This window comes from Pseudomonas sp. MDV22-iso1 (assembly GCF_058145095.1).
Genome location: NZ_JBYVMF010000009.1, coordinates 123,789 through 144,653 on the forward strand (window position 1 = coordinate 123,789; position 20,865 = coordinate 144,653).

The 20,865-nt window shown below is 58.9% G+C and carries 16 protein-coding genes; 10 read left to right on the plus strand and 6 right to left on the minus strand.

The genetic code is table 11. The features are described 5' to 3' along the window. Window positions 1-3 precede the first annotated feature (3 nt). From tcyN to AC3ZVB_RS12960, 9 genes are all read left to right on the plus strand, one after another. Window positions 4-759, plus strand: a complete 756-nt coding sequence (gene tcyN, locus AC3ZVB_RS12920) for an L-cystine ABC transporter ATP-binding protein TcyN (RefSeq protein ID WP_162437047.1) — start codon at window positions 4-6, stop codon at window positions 757-759. A 478-nt stretch (window positions 760-1,237) separates the two neighbouring features. After that, window positions 1,238-1,981, plus strand: a complete 744-nt coding sequence (locus tag AC3ZVB_RS12925) for a hypothetical protein (RefSeq protein WP_490146704.1) — start codon at window positions 1,238-1,240, stop codon at window positions 1,979-1,981. Between the two features lie 386 nt (window positions 1,982-2,367). Next, window positions 2,368-3,609: an SfnB family sulfur acquisition oxidoreductase gene (locus tag AC3ZVB_RS12930; protein ID WP_490146705.1), complete on the plus strand. Its 1,242-nt coding sequence runs from the start codon at window positions 2,368-2,370 to the stop codon at window positions 3,607-3,609. A 37-nt stretch (window positions 3,610-3,646) separates the two neighbouring features. Further along, complete coding sequence (locus AC3ZVB_RS12935) at window positions 3,647-4,840, plus strand: SfnB family sulfur acquisition oxidoreductase (RefSeq protein WP_162437050.1); 1,194 nt, start codon at window positions 3,647-3,649, stop codon at window positions 4,838-4,840. Beyond that, the gene (locus AC3ZVB_RS12940; protein ID WP_490146706.1) at window positions 4,840-6,198 is read left to right on the plus strand and encodes an LLM class flavin-dependent oxidoreductase; all 1,359 of its coding nucleotides are present in this window, start codon (window positions 4,840-4,842) and stop codon (window positions 6,196-6,198) included. The genes AC3ZVB_RS12935 and AC3ZVB_RS12940 overlap by 1 nt, the downstream gene beginning before the upstream one ends. Before the next feature lie 119 nt (window positions 6,199-6,317). Continuing rightward, a complete protein-coding gene (locus AC3ZVB_RS12945) occupies window positions 6,318-7,127 on the plus strand; it encodes a MetQ/NlpA family ABC transporter substrate-binding protein (protein ID WP_490146707.1) in 810 nt (269 codons plus the stop codon). A gap of 2 nt (window positions 7,128-7,129) precedes the next feature. Continuing rightward, the gene (locus AC3ZVB_RS12950; protein ID WP_490146708.1) at window positions 7,130-8,251 is read left to right on the plus strand and encodes a methionine ABC transporter ATP-binding protein; all 1,122 of its coding nucleotides are present in this window, start codon (window positions 7,130-7,132) and stop codon (window positions 8,249-8,251) included. Continuing rightward, complete coding sequence (locus AC3ZVB_RS12955) at window positions 8,241-8,885, plus strand: methionine ABC transporter permease (RefSeq protein WP_154852881.1); 645 nt, start codon at window positions 8,241-8,243, stop codon at window positions 8,883-8,885. The genes AC3ZVB_RS12950 and AC3ZVB_RS12955 overlap by 11 nt, the downstream gene beginning before the upstream one ends. A gap of 620 nt (window positions 8,886-9,505) precedes the next feature. Further along, entirely contained in the window at window positions 9,506-10,135 is a 630-nt protein-coding gene (locus AC3ZVB_RS12960) for a class I SAM-dependent methyltransferase (protein WP_162437054.1), read from the plus strand. Between the two features lie 115 nt (window positions 10,136-10,250). On the opposite strand, the gene AC3ZVB_RS12965 is transcribed toward AC3ZVB_RS12960, so the two are convergent. The 3 genes from AC3ZVB_RS12965 to AC3ZVB_RS12975 are packed head-to-tail and all read right to left on the minus strand — an operon-like array spanning window position 10,251 to window position 15,468. Beyond that, window positions 10,251-13,304, minus strand: a complete 3,054-nt coding sequence (locus AC3ZVB_RS12965) for an efflux RND transporter permease subunit (RefSeq protein ID WP_490146709.1) — start codon at window positions 13,302-13,304, stop codon at window positions 10,251-10,253. After that, window positions 13,301-14,368, minus strand: coding sequence for an efflux RND transporter periplasmic adaptor subunit (locus AC3ZVB_RS12970; RefSeq protein ID WP_490146710.1), 1,068 nt, complete (start codon window positions 14,366-14,368; stop codon window positions 13,301-13,303). The genes AC3ZVB_RS12965 and AC3ZVB_RS12970 overlap by 4 nt, the downstream gene beginning before the upstream one ends. Beyond that, a complete protein-coding gene (locus AC3ZVB_RS12975; RefSeq protein WP_162437057.1) occupies window positions 14,365-15,468 on the minus strand; it encodes an efflux RND transporter periplasmic adaptor subunit in 1,104 nt (367 codons plus the stop codon). Before AC3ZVB_RS12975 ends, AC3ZVB_RS12970 begins: the two co-directional genes overlap by 4 nt. A 392-nt stretch (window positions 15,469-15,860) precedes the next feature. On the opposite strand from AC3ZVB_RS12975, the gene AC3ZVB_RS12980 reads away from it, so the two are divergent. Beyond that, window positions 15,861-17,021 carry an AAA family ATPase gene (locus AC3ZVB_RS12980; RefSeq protein WP_490146711.1) on the plus strand — a complete coding sequence of 387 codons (1,161 nt, stop codon included), beginning with the start codon at window positions 15,861-15,863 and terminating at the stop codon, window positions 17,019-17,021. 20 nt (window positions 17,022-17,041) lie between these two features. Here the strand turns inward: AC3ZVB_RS12980 and AC3ZVB_RS12985 are convergent, their stop codons facing one another. The 3 genes from AC3ZVB_RS12985 to AC3ZVB_RS12995 form a co-directional block, all read right to left on the minus strand. Then, the gene (locus AC3ZVB_RS12985) at window positions 17,042-18,196 is read right to left on the minus strand and encodes an RHS repeat-associated core domain-containing protein (RefSeq protein WP_490146712.1); all 1,155 of its coding nucleotides are present in this window, start codon (window positions 18,194-18,196) and stop codon (window positions 17,042-17,044) included. A gap of 626 nt (window positions 18,197-18,822) precedes the next feature. Continuing rightward, complete coding sequence (locus tag AC3ZVB_RS12990; RefSeq protein WP_162437060.1) at window positions 18,823-19,605, minus strand: MetQ/NlpA family ABC transporter substrate-binding protein; 783 nt, start codon at window positions 19,603-19,605, stop codon at window positions 18,823-18,825. Window positions 19,606-19,901: 296 nt separating this feature from the next. After that, window positions 19,902-20,834 carry a sigma 54-interacting transcriptional regulator gene (locus AC3ZVB_RS12995; RefSeq protein WP_490146713.1) on the minus strand — a complete coding sequence of 311 codons (933 nt, stop codon included), beginning with the start codon at window positions 20,832-20,834 and terminating at the stop codon, window positions 19,902-19,904. Window positions 20,835-20,865: the final 31 nt, after the last annotated feature.

Genomic DNA, 20,865 nt, shown 5'->3' on the forward strand with positions numbered 1-20,865 from the left:
CCCATGATTGTCGTGGAAAAACTGACAAAGCAGTTCAAGGGTCAAGTGGTGCTCAATGGCATCGATCTGGAAGTAAAGGAAGGCGAGGTTGTGGCCATTATCGGGCCCAGCGGCTCGGGTAAAACCACCTTCCTGCGCTGCTTGAATTTTCTGGAAGAACCCACCAGCGGCCGGATCAAGGTTGGTGACATCGAAATCGATGGCAGCCGACCACTGAACCAGCAGCAAAGCCTGGTGCGCCGCTTGCGTCAGCACGTGGGTTTCGTGTTCCAGAGCTTCAATCTGTTCCCCCATCGCACGGCCCTGGAAAACGTGATCGAGGGGCCGATCGTGGTGAAAAAGATCCCCCGCGCCGATGCCATTGCCCTGGGCAAAAAACTGTTGGCCCGAGTCGGGTTGGCGGGCAAGGAGGACGCGTATCCGCGACGTCTTTCAGGCGGCCAGCAACAGCGTGTGGCGATCGCCAGGGCATTGGCCATGGAGCCGGAAGTCATTCTGTTCGACGAACCTACCTCGGCCCTCGATCCGGAGCTGGTGGGTGAAGTGCTGGCAACTATCCGCAGCCTGGCTGAAGAGAAACGCACCATGGTGATCGTCACCCACGAAATGAGCTTTGCCCGGGACGTGGCCAATCGCGTGGTGTTTTTCGACAAAGGAGTGATCGTCGAGCAAGGTGAAGCCAAGGCGTTGTTTGCCAACCCTAAAGAAGAGCGGACGAAACAGTTCCTCAGCAAGTTTATAAACAACACACACCATTAAACACCCCCGCAATACGGTTTAACTTCCACGGATGGAAGTCCCCCTCCCCTTCTATAAACACCCTGTTCGCTCAATTAAATATCACTGCCTGCCCTACAACTTTTTTGTCGAAGCGCGCGGTACATATATAGCCCGTAGAAACCATTTTGCCTTCGCCAGTATGCTTAATACTCAAGCAGTGCTTAGCTGTCGCTATCGCTAAACAGCGCAGTAAAACCCAACATTTATTGAGCAATATTCGACAGCACCATGGGGCTTACTGCCTCCTGCACGTAGGAACCTTCTGAATAACACGCGCTCGCCAACTTAACTAACTCACTCTATTGACAGTCATTCATCCGCACTTTTATCTGTGACTACGGACGACACTCATCACACTCAATCATTATTTTAACTTCAAGTAATGAACGGTTTTGCTGTTCGACATCCGCGTTTTTTTTCAGAAACGGAATTCGTTGCAAGACTTCAAGGAGAATCCATGAAAAGCATCTCGACCACACTTCAATTGGCGGTGCCGACGCTGGCGCAATCAGACAAGGACAGCATCAACATCAGCTCGGCGGCGCACCTGCTGATCGACGTCGCGCCATACGCCGGCATGGATAAAGGCGATCTGATCGAACTGTTCTGGGATGACTGCTACGTGGCGTCCAAAGTGTTGGCTGCCAGGGACGTGTGCAAGACCGTCAGCCTGCGAGTACCGGAAAGCTTTATTGCCAGTGGCGCTTCGAGCGTTCGCTACCGGGTCATGCAGATCGGTCAGGAACCGGCCCTGTCGCCCGCCATGCAGGTACACGTCAAACTGGATTGCCCAGGCGGACAGCCACCACCGGTGTGCGGCGATGAAAACCAGAACCTGGCGCCGGTTTACCTCCCCGAGGCGATTCAACGAAAGGGCGTCAATTCGAGGCAGATAAAGCGCGGCGTGCCGTTGACCATTGAGCCGTACCTGAACATGGACGTCGACGACGAGATCACCCTGCGTTGGGGGGACGCTCGAATGGATCTGCCCAGGCTAAAACCCTGTGATATCGGACAGCCGATTCGGGTTTGGGTACCTTCGGCGATCATTCTCGAAGCGGGCGAGGATCTGCGACTGGAAGTAACGTATTGCGTCCTCGACCGGGCAGGCAACAACTCTCGCTGGGCGCCAGTGCGCAGGCTGAAGATCGGCTGCGCCAACGCCTACCTCAAAGTACCGCTGAAGCGAGCAAAGCGCTGAGCCCCCTCTCCAAACACACCACAATCCCTGTAACAGCTGGCGATCTGTGGCGAGGGGATTCATCCCCGCTGGGTCGCGCAGCGGCCCCAAAATCTTTACGACTGCTGCGCAGCCGAACGGGGATGAATCCCCTCGCCACAGGTCGCCAGCTGCTACACAGGATATCTGTCTTCCCCCACAACACCCTTCTATGCATATTCCTAAAAGTTAGTTTATTAATTTTTTATACATGTTTAGGGTATATGAACCGGACCACCGGACATTCTTGTTTTCGTTCGCCGCCTTTCCCGCGGCGTTTCCATGAGATGTGAGGTAGGTATGGTCCGGAACACAATCACCCCAGTGCAAATCGCCAGGGCATTGCGTGCAGCCAAGGAGTGGCGCTGATGTCCAGTCTGGCAGACGCACTTGTCCAGAGTGATCTGGATATCGCCCCGTTGTTGTTGCCCGCGCAGGTCTTGCGCAACGATGCTCAAGCCATCAAGGCCGCCCATGAGCTGGCACAGGTCGCTCGCCTGCAAGCGGCCAAACGTGACCAGCAGCGCAAGCTGCCGTGGTCGGAAATCGAACAATTCACCCGCAGCGGCCTGGGCAGCATCGCCATTGCGCGCGAATACGGCGGTCCACAGGTTTCATTCGTCACCCTTGCTGAGGTCTTCGCGATCATTTCCGCGGCTGATCCGGCCTTGGGGCAGATCCCGCAAAACCAGTTTGGCATTCTCAATCTTGTGCTCGGCAGCGCCACCGAAGCGCAGAAAAAACGGCTGTTCAAAAGCGTGCTTGAAGGCTGGCGCATCGGCAATGCAGGCCCGGAGCGCGGCACCAAAAACACACTCGAACTGAAAGCGCGAATCACCGCCGATGGCGATGGTTTCGTGATCAATGGCCAGAAGTTCTATTCCACCGGCGCGTTGTTCGCTCATTGGGTCGCCGTCAAAGCGCTGAACGATGACGGCAAGCAGGTACTGGCCTTCGTCCGCCGTGGCACGCCCGGTTTGCGCATCGTTGATGACTGGTCGGGTTTTGGCCAACGCACCACTGCCAGCGGCACCGTCTTGCTCAACAACGTGCGGGTCGACGCCGAACTGGTGGTGGATAACTGGACGATCAACGACAAGCCAAACATCCAGGGTTCCGTCTCACAGCTGATTCAAGCGGCTATCGACGCCGGCATTGCCCGAGGCGCAATCGACGACGCCATCGAATTCGTGAAGACCCGTGCACGGCCATGGATCGACGCCAACGTTGAACGGGCGAGCGACGACCTCTATGTCATCGCCGACATCGGCAAACTGAAAATTGAACTGCACGCGGCTGAAGCTCTACTGCGCAAGGCCGGGCAAGTGCTCGACCAGGTCAACGCCGCGCCGCTCACTGCCGAGTCCGCTGCCCGCGCCTCGATTGCCGTGGCCGAAGCCAAAGTGCTGACCACCGAAATCTCGTTGCTGGCCAGCGAAAAGCTCTTCGAACTCGCCGGCAGCCGCGCCACCCTCGCCGAATTCAATCTCGACCGTCACTGGCGTAACGCCCGCGTGCACACGCTGCACGATCCGGTGCGCTGGAAGTATCACGCTGTCGGCACGTATCACTTGAACGGCACGTTGCCCGCTCGTCATTCCTGGATTTAACGACCAGACACTTTTGACCAGATCTCTGGAGAAGCACATGCCTCTTTCTCACCACGTCGCGGTCATAACCAGCGATGAGCAAGCCCTGATCGTCGCCAGTGACCTGGCCGATGACTTCAAACGCGACAGCGCCCTGCGCGACCGCGAACGCCGTTTGCCACATCCGGAGCTGGAAGTGTTTTCCCGCTCGGGCCTATGGGGTATCAGTGTGCCAAAGGAATACGGTGGCGCGGGCGTTTCGAACGTCACCCTGGCCAAGGTCATCGCCTTGATCGCCCAGGCGGACGGTTCCCTCGGACAGATCCCCCAAAACCATTTCTATGCCCTCGAAGTGCTGCGAGTGAACGGCAGCGACGAGCAGAAAAAACGCCTGTACGCCGAAGTCCTGGCCGGTCAGCGCTTCGGCAATGCCCTGGCAGAACTGGGCACCAAAACCGCCCACGACCGTGTCACCCGCCTGACCCGCGAAAGCGATGGTTATCGCATTAATGGCCGCAAGTTCTACGCCACCGGTGCCATCTACGCCCAACGTATCCCGACGTCAGTTATTGATGAAAACGGCGTGCAACAACTGGCGTTTGTGCCGCGCGACAGCAAAGGCCTGACGGTCATCGACGACTGGAGCGGCTTTGGCCAGCGCACCACGGGCAGCGGCTCGGTGGTGTTCGAAGACGTCTACGTCGCGGCCGAAGACGTGATCCCTTTTCAAAGCGCTTTCGAACGTCCGACACCGGTTGGCCCGTTGGCGCAGATTCTTCATGCCGCCATCGACACCGGCATCGCCCGCGCGGCGTATGAAGATGCCCTGCACTTCGTGCGCACCAAAACCCGGCCGTGGATTGATGCTACCCATGAGAAAGCCACCGAAGACCCGCTGACCCTCAAGAGCTTCGGCCACCTGAGCATCCGTCTGCATGCCACTGAAGCCTTGCTCGAACGTGCTGGCGAATACCTCGACAAGGCCCAGGCCGACACCAACGCCGAGACCGTCGCGGCGGCGTCCATTGCCATCGCCGAGGCCCGCGCCATCAGTACCGAAATCTCCCTCGCCGCGGGCAGCACGCTGTTTGAACTGGCTGGCAGCCAGGCGACCCTGATCGAACACGGTCTGGATCGCCATTGGCGCAACGCGCGCGTGCACACGCTGCACGACCCGGTGCGCTGGAAGTACCACGCTGTGGGCAACTACTACCTCAACGATGAAAAACCGCCACTGCGGGGGACCATCTGATGAGCGCCAGCAAAAAGAAAATCCTGCTCAACGCGTTCAACATGAACTGCATCGGTCACATCAACCATGGCCTGTGGACGCATCCACGGGACAACTCCACTCAATACAAAACCATCGAATACTGGACCGAACTGGCGCAACTGCTGGAGCGCGGACTCTTTGACGGGTTGTTCATCGCCGACATCGTCGGGGTGTATGACGTCTACCAGAACGCGGTGGATGTGCCGCTCAAAGAGTCGATCCAGCTGCCGGTCAACGACCCGCTGCTCCTGGTGTCGGCCATGGCCGCCGTGACCCGAAACCTTGGTTTCGGCCTCACCGCCAACCTTACCTACGAGCCGCCGTATCTGTTCGCCCGACGCATGTCGACACTCGATCACCTGAGTCGCGGTCGAGTGGGCTGGAACATCGTCACCGGTTACCTCGACAGTGCCGCCAAGGCCATGGGCCTGAGCGAACAGGTCGAACACGACCGCCGCTATGACCAGGCTGACGAGTACCTCAACGTGCTCTACAAACTCTGGGAAGGCAGTTGGGAAAACGGCGCGGTGCTCAACGATCCGCAGCAGCGAATCTATGCGCAGCCAGAAAAGGTGCACAAGGTCGAGCACAAGGGCGAGTTCTATCAGGTCGAGGGCTATCACCTCTGCGAACCGTCGCCGCAACGCACGCCGGTGCTGTTCCAGGCCGGCAGCTCGGACCGTGGATTGTTGTTCGCCGGGCGTCACGCCGAGTGTGTGTTCATCAGCGGCCAGAACAAACCATCGACCAAAGTTCAGGTGGACAAGGTGCGCGCCAGCGCCGTTGAAGCCGGTCGCAACCCTGAGGACATCAAGGTGTTCATGGGGCTGAACGTAATTGTCGGCGCCACCGAAGAGCTCGCTTGGGCCAAGCATGCCGAGTACCTGAGCTACGCCAGCGCCGAAGCCGGCGTGGCGCATTTCTCGGCCTCGACCGGGATCGATTTTTCCGAGTACGAGATCGACGAGCCGATCCAGTACGTGAAGAGCAACGCCATCCAGTCCGCGACCAAAAACCTGCAGAACAACGACTGGACCCGCCGCAAATTGCTGGAGCAACACGCCCTCGGCGGTCGTTACATCACCGTGGTGGGCTCGCCTGAGCAAGTGGCGGATGAGCTGGAATCGTGGATCGCCGAAACCGGTCTGGACGGCTTCAACCTCACGCGCATCGTCACGCCGGAAAGCTATGTGGATTTCATTGAGCGGGTGATCCCGGAACTGCAGCGCCGAGGGTCGTACAAGACCGCTTATGACAACGGCTCCTTCAGGGAAAAGCTGTTTCACGAAGGGGCGCATTTGCCTGAGCAACACACCGGTTCGGCGTTCCGCCGTTAAAAGCATCGCTAGCAGGCTAGCTCCCACAGTTGCAATGCATTCCTACTGTGGGAACCAGCCTGCTGGCGATGAGGCCCAACCAGACAACACACATTCATGCACTGACTGGAATAACCATCATGACCAAGCACTACCTCTCTCACCCAGTCAAAGCACTGGCCCTGGCCCTCGGCCTCTTCAGCTCCGCTACCTTCGCCGCCGACCCGGCGCTCAAGGTCGGCACCACCGCCGCCTTCGCGATTCCTCTGGAAGCGGCCGTCGAAGAAGCCAACAAACAAGGCCTGAAGGTTGAACTGGTTGAGTTCAGCGACTGGATCGCCCCCAACGTCAGCCTCGCTGCCGGCGACATCGACGTGAATTACTTCCAGCACATCCCGTTCCTGGAAAACGCCAAGGCCGCCGCCGGTTTTGACCTGGTGCCGTTCGCTCCGGGGATCATCAACAACGTCGGCCTGTATTCGAAGAAATACAAAAGCTTCGACGAGCTGCCAGAAGGCGCTACCGTCGCCATCGCCAATGACCCGATCAACAGCGGCCGCGGCCTGCAGCTCCTGGCCAAGTCCGGCCTGATCACGCTCAAACCCGGTGTGGGCTACAAGGCCACCGAAGAAGACATCGTCAGCAACCCAAAGAAAATCAAAATTCTCCAGGTTGAAGCCGTGCAACTGGTGCGCGCTTATGACGACGCCGATCTGGTGCAGGGCTATCCGGCCTACATTCGCTTGTCCAAGACCTTCGATGCCGGCTCTGCCCTGCTGTTCGATGGCCTCGATCACAAGGAATACGTGATCCAGTTCGTGATTCAGCCCAAGAGCAAAACCGATCCTCGTCTTATCAAATTCGTCGACATTTACCAGCATTCGCCGGCGGTTCGCGCTGCGCTGGATAAAGCCCACGGCAAGCTCTACCAAGCCGGTTGGGAAAGCTGAGAATGACGGCTGCCACGCAACTGCGACTGGAAATTCCAGAGCAACGTCAGGCCCAAAAAGCCGAACTGCATCCTGACCTGAACCGAGCTCATGTGCGTTTTATCGGCCTGGGCAAAACCTACAACGGCCAGCAAGGTCCGGTCGCCGCCCTGCACGGCATCGACCTGGCGATTCAGCGCGGCGAAGTGTTCGGCATCATCGGCCGCAGCGGCGCCGGCAAGTCGTCGCTGATCCGCACCATCAACCGACTTGAACAGCCAAGCAGCGGTCGCGTGTTGATCGATCAGGTGGACATTGGCGAGTTCGATGAAGACCGCTTGGTCGCGCTGCGTCGACGCATCGGCATGATCTTTCAGCATTTCAATTTGATGTCGGCCAAGACGGTTTGGCAGAACGTCGAATTGCCGCTGAAAGTGGCGGGTGTCCCGAAGGAAAAACGCGAGCAGAAAGTAGGTGAATTACTGGAACTGGTGGGGCTTGAAGGCAAACACAAGGCCTATCCGGCGCAGCTCTCCGGCGGCCAGAAACAACGCGTCGGCATCGCTCGCGCGCTGGTCCACGATCCAGCGATTCTGTTGTGCGACGAAGCCACTTCAGCGCTCGACCCGGAGACCACGCAATCGATCCTCGGGCTGCTGCGCGAGATCAACCAACGGCTCGGCCTGACCATCGTGCTGATCACTCACGAAATGGCGGTTATCCGCGATATCTGTGACCGGGTAGTGGTGCTCGAACACGGTCGGATCGTCGAGCAAGGGCCAGTCTGGGAAGTGTTCGGCAACCCACAGCATGAGGTCAGCAAGACCTTGCTCGCGCCATTGCAGCACGCACTGCCGCAAGAGCTGCAAAGCCGCTTGCACGCGCAGCCTCCCAAGCCGGATGCCGCCGTCGTATTGCGTCTGCAATTCACCGGTAGCGCCACCGACGAACCCGATCTGGCCGCGTTGTTCAGCGCCCTTGGCGGTCGCGTGCGGCTGCTGCAAGGTGGCGTGGAGCGGATTCAGGGGCATGCGCTTGGACAACTGCTGTTGGCGGTGACGGATTCATCTTCGAGCGCGGAAGAACTGCGCCAGCGCGCCGGCCAATGGGCACAACAGGTGGAGGTGTTGGGTTATGTGGTTTGATCGCTTGCTGCAAGGCTTCATCGACACTTTCCTGATGGTTGGCGTGTCATCGCTGATTGCGTTACTGGCGGGCATACCGCTGGCGGTGATTCTGGTCACCAGTTCCAAAGGCGGCATCTACGAAGCACCCGCGCTGAACCGCGCACTGGGTGCGTTCGTGAACCTGTTTCGATCTATACCGTTTCTGATTCTGATGGTGGCGCTGATCCCGTTCACTCGCCTGATCGTCGGCACCACCTATGGCGTGTGGGCAGCGGTGGTCCCCCTGACCATCGCCGCCACGCCGTTCTTTGCGCGTATCGCCGAGGTCAGCTTGCGTGAGGTCGATCATGGGCTCATCGAAGCAGCACAGGCGATGGGATGCCGGCGCTGGCACATCGTCTGGCATGTTCTGTTGCCGGAAGCGCTGCCGGGGATTGTCGGCGGTTTCACCATTACCCTGGTCACCATGATCAACTCCTCGGCCATGGCAGGAGCGATTGGTGCTGGTGGGCTGGGGGACATTGCGTATCGGTACGGCTATCAGCGATTCGATAGCCAGATCATGCTGACGGTGATCGTATTGCTGGTGGTGTTGGTGGCGATTATCCAGCTGGGTGGGGATCGATTGGCGCGGGGCCTTAACAAACGCTGAATCAAGATCAAAAGATCGCAGCCTTCGGCAGCGCCTACAGGTGTCCACCGATCCACTGTAGGCGCTGCCGAAGGCTGCGATCTTTGCTGTAGGAAACCCACTACAAAAACTGCCGTTTTCTCACAGAAAAATCAGCGCTCCTACATAGCAAATCCCTTCCCTTGGCAGGACGTTTCCTAGATTATTTCGCACGCTTGCGCCTGCAGAATTCCGTGCCTAACCTCCGTCCGTCACTGCTCATCAGTGATCGGGTTTAGTAGCCCGGATCAATAGGTGCATAGCGTCCCATCCTCACGCCCGACACTCTGTCGGGTACTGAATATGGCGGCTGTGCGTGGGGCGTCTTCGGATGCACCGGGTTCCTATTGACCGGCCTACTAACCCGCGCACAGCTGCCACCCATCGTTTAGATGAAGAACACCGAGGACTGATTCAGGTTTTTGGTGGTTATTAATACCGTCATCGCGAGCAGGCTCACTCCTACAAAAGATCTACAGCGGATGCTGGATCTGTGTCCGACGCGATCCACTGTGGGAGTGAGCCTGCTCGCGATGGCTGCGCAGCAGCCCTAGGCCTGATGGCGTATATTCGGCGTATCCCAATTACCCGCGCAGCCCACCATGAAACAAACCCCGGACGACCTCGAAAAAATCACCTCCACCACCTTGGGCCATTACAACTCGGTGGCCGAAGGCTTTCGTGAAGGGACGCGTGATCACGATGTCAGCCAGAACATCGATGCACTGCTGCGGCATATTCAGGGGAAGGCACCGTTCAATATCCTCGACTTCGGCTGCGGTCCGGGGCGCGATTTGCAAACCTTCACACGCCTGGGTCATACCGCAGTCGGGCTTGATGGCTCAGAGAAGTTCGCGCAGATGGCGCGTGAAGACAGTGGCTGTGAAGTCTTGCAGCAAGACTTTCTCAAGCTGGATCTGCCAGACCAACGCTTCGACGGCATTTTTGCCAACGCCGTACTGTTTCATATCCCGCGCCAGGAATTGCCTCGGGTGCTGAAGCAGTTGCACGGTACGTTGAAGCCGGGGGGCGTGTTGTTCAGTTCCAATCCCCGTGGCGAAAACCAGGAAGGCTGGAACGGGCCGCGTTATGGCGCGTATCACGACTTGCAGGCGTGGCAGGCGCTGTTGACCGAGGCGGGGTTTGTCGAGCTGGAGCATTACTATCGGCCAGCCGGATTGCCGCGGGAGCAGCAGCCTTGGTTGGCAAGTGTCTGGCGTAAGCCGGTGTAGTCAGGCAGGACGCCATCGCGAGCAAGCTTTGCTCCTACAGAAAACCGCATCCGTCTGTACGACGCGGTCAACTGTGGGAGCGTGGCTTGCCCGCGATGAGCGCGAAGCGCTCGCCTTACTGCACTTCTTTCTTCGGTTCCCGAATCTTGTACCAGGCCACATACAGCGCCGGCAAAAACAGCAGCGTCAGCAAGGTCGCGATAATAATCCCGCCAATCATCGCGTAGGCCATCGGCCCCCAGAACACTTCCCGGGCAATCGGGATCATCCCCAGACTCGCCGCCGCCGCCGTCAGCAAGATCGGCCTGCGTCGATGTTCCGTGGCTTGCACCACCGACTCCCACGGTGAATAACCGTCCTTCTCGAACGCTTCGATCTGCGTCACCAGAATCACCGAGTTGCGGATGATGATGCCGATCAGTGCCAGAATCCCCAGGATCGCCACGAAGCCCATCGGCGTGCCCGTCGGGATCAGCGCCAGCACCACGCCAATCAACCCGAGCGGCGCGACGCTGGCCACCAGGAACAGCTTCTGCACACTGTGCAGCTGGATCATCAGGAAGGTCGCCATCAGGAACAGCATCAGTGGCACAACCTTGGCGATCGGCCCCTGGGCCTTGCCGCTTTCCTCAACCGTACCGCCAGTGGCGACCTTGTAGCCCACTGGCAGAGTAGCGGCGAACTGGTCGATGGCCGGCTTGAGTTGCTTCACCAGGTCAGTCGGCTGAATCTCGTCACGCACGGCAGCCTTGATGGTGATGGTCGGTTTGCGGTCTCGACGCCACACCAGCGGCTGTTCGAGTTCATAGCGCACGGTGGCGAATGACAACAGCGGAATCGACGTCCCGCCCGGCGTGACGATCTGCAGGTTCTGCAAAGTTTGCGGAGTTCCGCGCTCGGCATCCACCGCACGGCCGACGACGTTGATCAGATAGATATCGTCATCCACCTGCGTCACCGGCGCGCCGACGACGATGCTGTTCATCAGGTTGGCCACGTCTTCCGACGACAGCCCCAGTTGCCGTGCCTTGTCCTGGGCGATGTCGATCCGCAGAACTTTGCCCGGCTCGTTCCAGTCGTAAATGATCTCGCCGATATGAGCGTTCTTATCCAGCTCGGTCGCCAATGCAATGGCGTGCTTGCGCACTTGATCGATGTCCTTGCCACTGACCCGGTACTGAATAGGCCGACCCACGGGCGGACCCATTTCCAGCGCCTGGACGTAGCTGCCGATGCCGACGAATTCTTTGCGCAGACGCTCACGCAAGCGCTGGCTCAGGGCCTCTCGCGACTCCAGGCCTTTGCTGACGATGATCAGTTGCGCGTAGTACGGGTTTTGCAATTGCTGGTCGAGGGGCAGGTAGAAACGGATCGCACCTTCGCCAATGTAGGTGCTCCAGCGCACGATGTCCGGATCGCCCTTGAGCGTTTCCTCGAGCTTGTTCACGGCCTTGCGGGTTTCGGCAATCGAGGCGTTTTGCGGCAGGTTCAAGTCGACAAGAATTTCCGGGCGGTCCGACGACGGGAAGAACTGGTTCTGCACGAATTGCATGGAAAACACCGACGCCACGAACAGCGCAATCGTGATGCCGATGGCCCACCAGCGATTGCGCATCGCCCACAGCATACCGCCGTTGAACGCCCGACCCACGCGGCCAGGCTCTGCATTGTGCGGCTTCACGTTGGCGCTGAGGATGTGCACACCGATCACCGGGGCAAACAACACCGCGACCACCCATGACACCAACATCGCCACCGCGATCACTGCAAACAGCGTGAAGGTGTATTCACCCGCCGAGCTCGCGTTGAGGCCAATCGGCACGAAACCGGCGACGGTCACCAGCGTACCGGTGAGCATCGGGAAGGCGGTCGAGGTGTAGGCGAACGTCGCCGCCTGCTCCTTGGTTTCGCCCATCTCCAGGCGCGTGACCATCATCTCCACCGTGATCATCGCGTCGTCCACCAGCAGACCGAGGGCGATGATCAGCGCGCCGAGCGAGATCCGCTGCATGGTGATGCCGCTGTATTCCATGAACACAAACACCATCGCCAGCACCAGCGGGATCGAGCACGCCACCACCAGCCCGGCACGCACGCCAAGGCTGATGACGCTGACGATCAAGACGATGACCACGGCTTCGAACAACGCGCTGGTGAAACCGCCGACGGCTTTTTCCACCACTTCGGCCTGGTCGGACACACTGTGCACGCCCACGCCCACCGGCAAGTCGGCAGTCAGCTCTTCCATGCGTTGATGCAAGGCTTTGCCGAACTCCTGGATGTTGCCGCCCTTCTTCATCGCGATGGCCAGGCCGATGGCGGTCTGGCCGTTGAAGCGAAATTCCGGCGTCGACGGATCGACATAGCCACGGCTGATTTCAGCGATGTCCGCCAGGCGATAGAAGCGATCGTTGAGCTTCAGATTGACGTTGGCCAGGTCTTTTTCAGACTCGAACTGACCCGATGTGCGCACCGAAATCCGCTCGGGACCTGCCTCGATCACCCCGGCCGGGGTCACCGCATTCTGGGATTGCAGGCTTTGCACCACCTGGCGCTGATCCAGCCCCAGGGCGGCAAGTTTGCGCGTGGAGAAGTTCAGGTAGATCACTTCGTCCTGCTCGCCGATCATCTCGACCTTGCCCAGCCCCGGCACATCACGGATCTCTGCCCGGACCTGTTCGACGTAATCACGTAGCTGGCGCAGCGACATGCCATCCGCCGTGAAGGCGTAGACCGACCCGTACACATCACCGAACTCGTCGTTGAACCCCGGCCCTTGCAAGCCTTGAGGGAAATCACCGCGAATGTCGTTGATCTTCTTGCGCACCTGGTACCAGATTTCCGGGATGTCCTCGGCACTGGTGGTGTCGCGCAAATAGACGAACACGGTGGATTCGCCGGGTCGGGTGTAGCTTTTCACGTAGTCGAGGGAGTCGAGCTCTTCGAGTTTTTTCTCGATGCGGTCAGTGACCTGCTTGAGGGTCTCTTCCTGGGTTGCGCCCGGCCAGCGGGTCTGGATAACCATGGTCTTGATGGTGAACGACGGGTCTTCCTCGCGACCCAGGTTCATGTACGAGAACACGCCCATCAACAGCGCGACGAACATCAAATACCAGACAAACGACTGATGCTTGAGGGCCCATTCGGATAAATTGAAACTCCCTTTCATTGTGGGCTTTCCTCGTCGATTTTCACTTTTTGCCCTGGTTTCAGGCTGTTCACGCCGGCGCTGACCACGCGCTCGCCAGACTTCACGCCATCCGCCAGCACCACGGTGTCACCCGTGCGGCTTATCAGGTGGACGTCTCGCGGGGAAACGGTTTGGGTTTGTGCGTCGATCACCCAGATGCGCTGCTTGCCGTCCACCTCCTGCAACGCGGTGACGGGCAATTCAATGCGCGGTTTGATCGCCGAACTGAGGGTCACGCTGATGGCCGTCCCGAGGTGAAAGCCCGGTGGCGTCTCCGTCAGCGTCAGGCGTGCCCGGCGAGTGCGGGTCGCGCTCTGTGCCTGAGGCTCGATTTCGCGAATGGTGGCGGTGGTGGTGATGCTCGGGTCCAGTTGCGCGGCGACCTGGAACACCACGTCCGCCGGCAACTGATCAACCAGGGTGTCCGGCAGGTCGATCACCGCTTCCTTGATGTCCGGCTGCGCCAGGGTCACGACTTGCTGGCCGGCCGTGACGACTTGCCCGGCTTCGGCATTCCACGCGGTGACGATAGCCTTGTGATCGGTGCGCAGTTCGACGTAGCCCAGTTGATCCTTGGCCTGGCCGACCGCGGCCTTGGCTTGATCGAGGGAGGCCTGGGTGGTTTTCAGGTCGGTCTGGGCAGCGTCCAGTTGCGCCTGGGCGCCCACACCACGATTGAACAGTTCCTGCTGGCGTCGGGCATTGGCCTGGGCGTTGATGAATTGCGCCTGGATTTTCGCCAGATCGCCCTGGGCAGAACGCAACTGGTTCTGCTGATCCGTGGGATCAAGGGTGGCGAGCAAGGCGCCCTTCTCGACCTCGGCGCCCACATCGACGACACGACGAGCAATGCGCCCCGGCACGCGGAACCCGACATTGCTTTCATAACGCGCCTGGATACTGCCGGCGAATCGGCCGAGGTTTTCTTCGTCCAGGGCCAGGACCTTGATCGACAGCACAGGGCGTATCGGCTCCGGTGGCGGCTCTTTTTTCGAGCAGGCCGCCAGCATGACAGCGGCTAAAACCAGCCATAGGCGCTTCATGGCTGATTCCCCACTTCCAGATCCTTGTACGTGTTTTCGGCCACTTCCACTTTTACACCGGGGTGCAGTAACTGGCCGCCGGCGATGATCACTTTATCGCCGGCGTTCAAGCCGCCGCTGATGACGACTTTACCGGTGAGGTAACGGCCGACGGTGACGGTATGCAGTTCGGCTTTGCCTTCGCCGTCTACCCGCCACACGGCGGGTTCGCTGATATTTTTGGTCAGGGCTGACCACGGCAGGACGACGGCGGATTTGCCTGGCGTTTTCGCGGTGGCGCTCACCACTGAGCCCAGTTGCATGCCCTCCGGCAAACTGCTGAGCGTCACTTTGACTTGCACCGTGCCGGTTTGCGCAGAAACGGCCGGGGTGATCTCGCGAACGGTGCCGGTGGTTTTAATGGCGGGGTTGTCGAGCAAACTTACAACCACCGTTTTATCTTCCGGTTCCTGGGCCAGCAGCGACTCGTAGATGTTGAACACGGCGTCGCGCTCGCCATCCCGGGCCAGGCTGAAAATCGGCACCGTGGCCTGTACCACCTGGCCGACTTCAGCCTGGCGCGCGGTAATCACGCCCGGCGCGTCGGCAATCAGCGAGGTGTAGCTCAGTTGCTCGCGGGCATTGGCCAGTTGCGCCTGGGCAGCCGCCAGCGCGCTTTGGCTGCTGCGCAATGCGGCTTGGGCAGAATCGTATTCGCTTTGGCTGGTGTAACCCTTGGGCAGGAGTTTTTGCTGGCGGACAAAGGACGCGGCGGTCTGTGTGACCCGGGCCTGTTCAGCCGTGACCTGGGCCTGCGCCGAGTCGACATTGGTTTGCAGGTCTTTGGGATCAAGCTTGGCCAGTACTTGCTTGGCCGACACTCGATCACCGACATCGACCATGCGCTGGATAATCTTGCCCCCGACACGAAACGACAATTCGGTCTGAACCCGCGCCTGGACATCGCCCGTGAGGGTCACCGTCGCCGCGTAATCGGCCAGCTTGACCTCTTGCACGAACACCCGCGGACGTTCCTTTTCGACCTGTTTTTTTTCGCCGCAGGCGGTCAGCAAAGCCAGGAGGCTCAACCCAACCACTAGTTTCAATCCGGGACCAGCCATGCAGACTCCTTTGCGTTGAACAGGCGTGCGATTCTCGATACGACTGTGAGCTTAGAACAGGGTTCAACAGGCGCCTCTGATGCCCGCCAAATAAAGCGATAACATCATAATCTCAGGGCAACCCCTACCGGAATCATGTCGCGGTCCTGTAGCAGCTGGCGAAGCCTGCGACCGACTGCGAAGCAGTCGTAAAATCAGTACTCGCGGTGCAACAGGCGGACCTTTCAAGCCGGACTGCGACTGCTTCGCAGCCGAACGCAGGCTTCGCCAGCTGCTACAGGGATCGTGGCGCAGCGGGTGCTACAGGGATCGTGGCGCAGCGGGTGCTACAGGTATCACCGTGTTGCGGACAATAAGGCAAACTGGTGCACCACGCAGCTGGAAGCTTCTCAATGCTTAAAACTCTCGCAGTGGCCAATTATCGCTCGATCAACAAACTGGTCATCCCGCTGGGGCGCCTGAACCTCATTACCGGCCCCAACGGCAGTGGCAAATCCAACCTCTATCGAGCGTTGCGCCTGCTGGCGGAAACCGCTCAGGGCGGTGTGGTCAATGCATTGGCTCGAGAGGGTGGGCTGGATTCAACCTTTTGGGCCGGTCCGGAGAACATCTCCCGGCGCATGCGCAACGGCGAAGTACCGGTCCAGGCAAACGTGCAACACGGCCCAAAACGCCTGCGCCTGGGGTTTGCAGGCGAGGACTTCAGCTATTCGATTGCCCTGGGCTTGCCGGTACCAACCCGTACTGAGTTCTACCTCGATCCTGAAATCAAAAAGGAATGCATCTGGTCTGGCCCGTTCTACCGTCCCGCCAGCCTGCTTGTGGATCGCGCCGGGCCGATGATTCGCGTCCGCGACGGTCGAGGCTGGGAAGTACTCGCCCAGCACACGCCGAATTTCGACAGCCTGTTCGATCAGGTCGGCAGTTTTCGCACCACGGCGGAAGTCTTGCAGCTGCGTGAATTCATTCGTCGCTGGCGCTTTTATGATCACTTTCGCAGCGATGCCGACGCGCCGGTTCGCCAACCGCAATTGGGCACGCGCACACCGGTGTTGCACCACGACGGTCGTGATCTGGCGGCGGCGTTGCAGACCATTCGTGAAATCGGTGATGCCGACGCCTTGCAAGCGGCCGTCAGCGATGCGTTTCCCGGCGCGAGATTGAACATCGCACCGCTGCAAGGGGGGCGGTTTGCCATCGAGTTTTATCAGGAAGGGTTGTTGCGACCGTTATCGGCGGCCGAATTGTCTGACGGAACGTTGCGTTATTTATTGCTGGTGGCCGCATTGCTGACGCCGAGACCGCCATCGCTGATGGTGCTGAACGAACCGGAAACCAGCCTCCACCCGGACCTGTTACCGGCGTTAGCGCGGTTGATTATTCGGGCGTCAGAGCAGTGTCAGGTGTGGGTGGTGTCCCATGCTCGGCGGTTGATTTCAGCATTGCAGGAGGCCGAGGAATGCAATTGCATTGTGCTGGAAAAGCATTTGGGCCAGACCGGGATTGTCGGGCAGCGCGTGCTGGATGAACCGGCCTGGTATTGGCCGGATTGACGTTCAATTACACGTTGTTCTCATGATTCCCGAATGATTTTACGCCGAGCCCTCAGCACGAACGCACCATCATGCCTGCGTTTGATAGCGCCCCTGGAAGTTGGCTGGACAATACTTGGCGTTAGTGGTGGAGCCGAAGCAATAGGCGTCGGGGTTTGAGGAGGAGCTGAGGGAGTAAAGCCCGAGGCTGATGGCAAAGGCATGGGATTCATGTCAATGGAGATATGTGAAGGTCTTCTTGAGCCTGCTGATAGCACTCGACTTGCTACAGCAGGCGACCCGCCAGATAGATTTTTCAGGGCAGGCAGCACTGCAGCATCACGCGCAGCCCACCAGGACCCCAATCTTCCCACTGCTGAAGCAGCCCCGAGCCCCAATGAAGTGTGGGCCATGGGTACAAGCGCGGTAGAAGCGGGGCTAATGGCGGCAACAATCGTACTCGCCAGACCGGCAACAGCTCCAAGAACACCGGTCACTCCTGCAGAAACGGAAGACAAAGCACCCACGGTATGTCTTAGGGGGGATCGAAACACGGCTCCATTTGCCAACGCATCCAGTCCTACCTGAAAAGGGATGCCGGGCCTCAACGTGATAACCGAGTTGAACAGTGTGCCTAAACCGGTGAGGATTCTGGCAATTGCGGCAAATTGTCCGGTCGGATCGTTATGATTCACCGGATCCCCCAGACAATACGCATACGGGTTCAACCCGCCCCGACCAAACGGACTCAACCGGTCAGGGCTGTTGAAACGCATCAGCACCGGGTTGAACGCCCGATGCCCGTTCCCCAGCAGATAATGTCCAGTCAGCTGGTCGCGGCGTTCGCCGTTAAAGCCGAGAAGGCTGCTCAGACCACTATCGGCCGAATGATGACCATAAGGGGTGTAGATCTGCGGCGACGGTCCCATCGAATCCAACAATTGCAAAACGGAGCGTTGTTGATCAGTGGCCAGCAGTTGGCACTCGAGGCTGCCGTCGTCCTCGCGCGATTGCATGGCGAGCAGTTGCTCACCCTGCTGGAACACGGAATGGCTGGACTGTCCTTGCAGCTCCGTCACTAGATGCTGGTGACGGTAGAAACGTTGGAGACTTGCCTGCCCAGCGGTTTCTGAACCTGTGAGTAGATCCAGTGCGTCGTAACGATACCGACACACATCAGCGGGTAACGATGTCATGTGCGAAACCTCCTGCTCGAATGTCTAGTTTGCACCGAACATGAGGGACAGGGCACCTGACAGAAATGCCAGGTACCCCAGGCCACGCCCTTAACCCCTGCCACTTGCCGCCCTCAACAATCTCGCCCCTGACTTGGCGTTCTTACGCACGGAGTACGTCGTACTCATTCCTACGTTCAGCGTCTACTATTTCCCCGGGCGTTGTAGGAAGCATCTCTTTTTCGGTAGGAGTCTTCAGGGATGGACATCTTTTGGCCAGACTCCCGGCCGAACCTTCACAAGGAAGCGAAAAATGGCAAATGAAGAAATGCCGCAGCCGATGAACACGCAAGATCTACTGAAGCTGCTGCTGGCGTTGCGAAAGGCGTTGAAAGCAAAGGTGTCCTAAGGCTCCCGAGGCAAAAAATTCTCAATGTGCTCGCGTAGCTCCCTGTAGCAGCTGCCGAGCCTGCGAGGCTGCGTCAGGCTGCGGAGCAGCCCCAAAAAGGCGGTCCTTCGGCCCGCAACGCAGCCTCGTGCCTCGGCAGCTGCTACAAAGGTTCGCGAGCAGGCTCACTCCCAAATAAAAAACGCCGACGCTGTATAAGCCGTCGGCGCTTAAAACCGTGAAGGGTTTACCGCATCAATCAGAAGGCCGGCAGTACCGCACCGCTGTATTTCTTCTCGATGAAAGCCTTCACTTCAGGACTGGTCAACGCCTTGGCCAGTTTCTGGATGGCAACGCTGTCCTTGTTGTCCGGACGTGCCACCAGGAAGTTCACGTAAGGCGAATCGGCACCTTCGATGATCAGCGCGTCTTTAGCCGGGTTCAGACCTGCTTCCAGCGCGTAGTTGGTGTTGATCATGTCCAGGTCGACCTGGTCCAGAACACGGGGCAGCATGGCCGACTCAAGTTCTTTGAACTTGAAGTTGTGCGGGTTCTTGGCGATGTCTTTCGGAGTCGCCAAAGCGTTTTTCGGGTCTTTCAACTCGATCAGGCCAGCCTTCTGCAACAGGATCAGGGCACGGCCGCTGTTGCTGCCTTCGTTCGGGATGGCGATGGTCGCGCCGTCTTTGAGCTCAGCCAGGGTTTTGACTTTCTTGGAGTAGCCGCCGAACGGTTCTACGTGCACGCCAATCACGGTCACCAGATTGGTGCCTTTACCTTCGTTGAAGCTGTTCAGGTACGGCAGGGTCTGGAAGTAGTTGGCGTCCAGACGCTTCTGGTCAACCTGAACGTTCGGCTGAACGTAGTCGGTGAACACTTTGATTTCCAGGTCCACGCCTTCTTTAGCGAGGGTTGGCTTAATCAGTTCAAGAATCTCGGCGTGGGGAACCGGAGTCGCCGCCACTACCAGTTTTTCGCCAGCCTGGGCCAGGCCCGCGGTCAGGGCAGCCGCCAATGCGGTGAACAACAGAACCTTTTTCATGCAGTGTCCTTATCGAAAATCACGGTCGTCATCGACGACGGCTTCAAGTGAGGTGCCAGTGAAGTGCTATCGCTGGCGTGACGCGGACAATACCGGGATTTTTTATTCCCGAACAATATCTTTTATTCACTTTCATATTCCATTTTGTTCATACAGACGAGCAGGCCTTTGTAGCAGCTGCCGAAGGCTGCGGTCGGGCGCGCTGCGGCCGCAAATCCAGCGCTGCGGTCTTTCAGTAATACCTTGTTGTGCCGTTTTACGATTGCTGCGCAATCGAACGCAGCCTTCGGCAGCTGCTACACAATCAGCGCAAGGCGCTCGAACAAGTGCCTCAATCCGGATCGTTCTGAAGGGGAGCCGTTCTTAATAAGCCGAGCCACCTCCTGCTCAATGTGCTCGAGAGGCGCAGGCACCGACGGCAAATTCAGATGCTCAGGCAAAATCTCGTCGCCAGTGCTGACCAACAGCGCAAAGTGAATGACGTTTTCCAGCTCTCGGGTGTTGCCTGGCCAGGAGTGCTGTTCCAGCACCTGCTGCGCAGCCTCGCTGATCAGCGGCACGGGCAGGTCCAGGCGCTGGCTATAAATGCCGAGAAAATATTCGGACAGCGACAGAATATCGCCCACCCGTTCACGCAACGCTGGTAGTTCGAGTTGGCCTTCGCTGAGGTAATGATAAAGACGTTCATTGAATTTTCCGGCAGCCACGGCCTGCGCCAGATCAATGCTGGTGGCCGCGACCAGACGTACATCCACCGGGCTCGGCTGATGGGCGCCGACGCGGGTGACTTCATGATTTTCCAGGGCCGCGAGCAACTTGATCTGAATCGGCAGCGGCAGGTCACCGATCTCGTCCAGATACAGCGTGCCGCCATTGGCCGAACCAAACCATCCAGCTCGACTGCTCGCCGCACCGCTGTAGCTACCCGCGGCATAGCCGAACAACTCGGCGTCGGCATAAGTCGGGCTGATCGCACCGCAATTGACCGACACGAACAAACCACCACGATCGCTTGCACGGTGGATATGACGCGCGAGCAATTCCTTGCCGCTGCCGGTTTCGCCACGGATCAATACGCTGATGGCGCGCGGTGCCAGATTCTCCAGGTCCTGGCGCAACTGCCGCGAGCGCGGATCGACGAACACCAGCGCTTTGGCGCGGATGCTCAGGGGACTTTTTTCGGCGTCGGGAAAGGTCAGCAGCGGCTGACCGAAGGTTTCAAAGCTCATGGCAGACTCCCGCCCAAAACCGCCGGGAGGC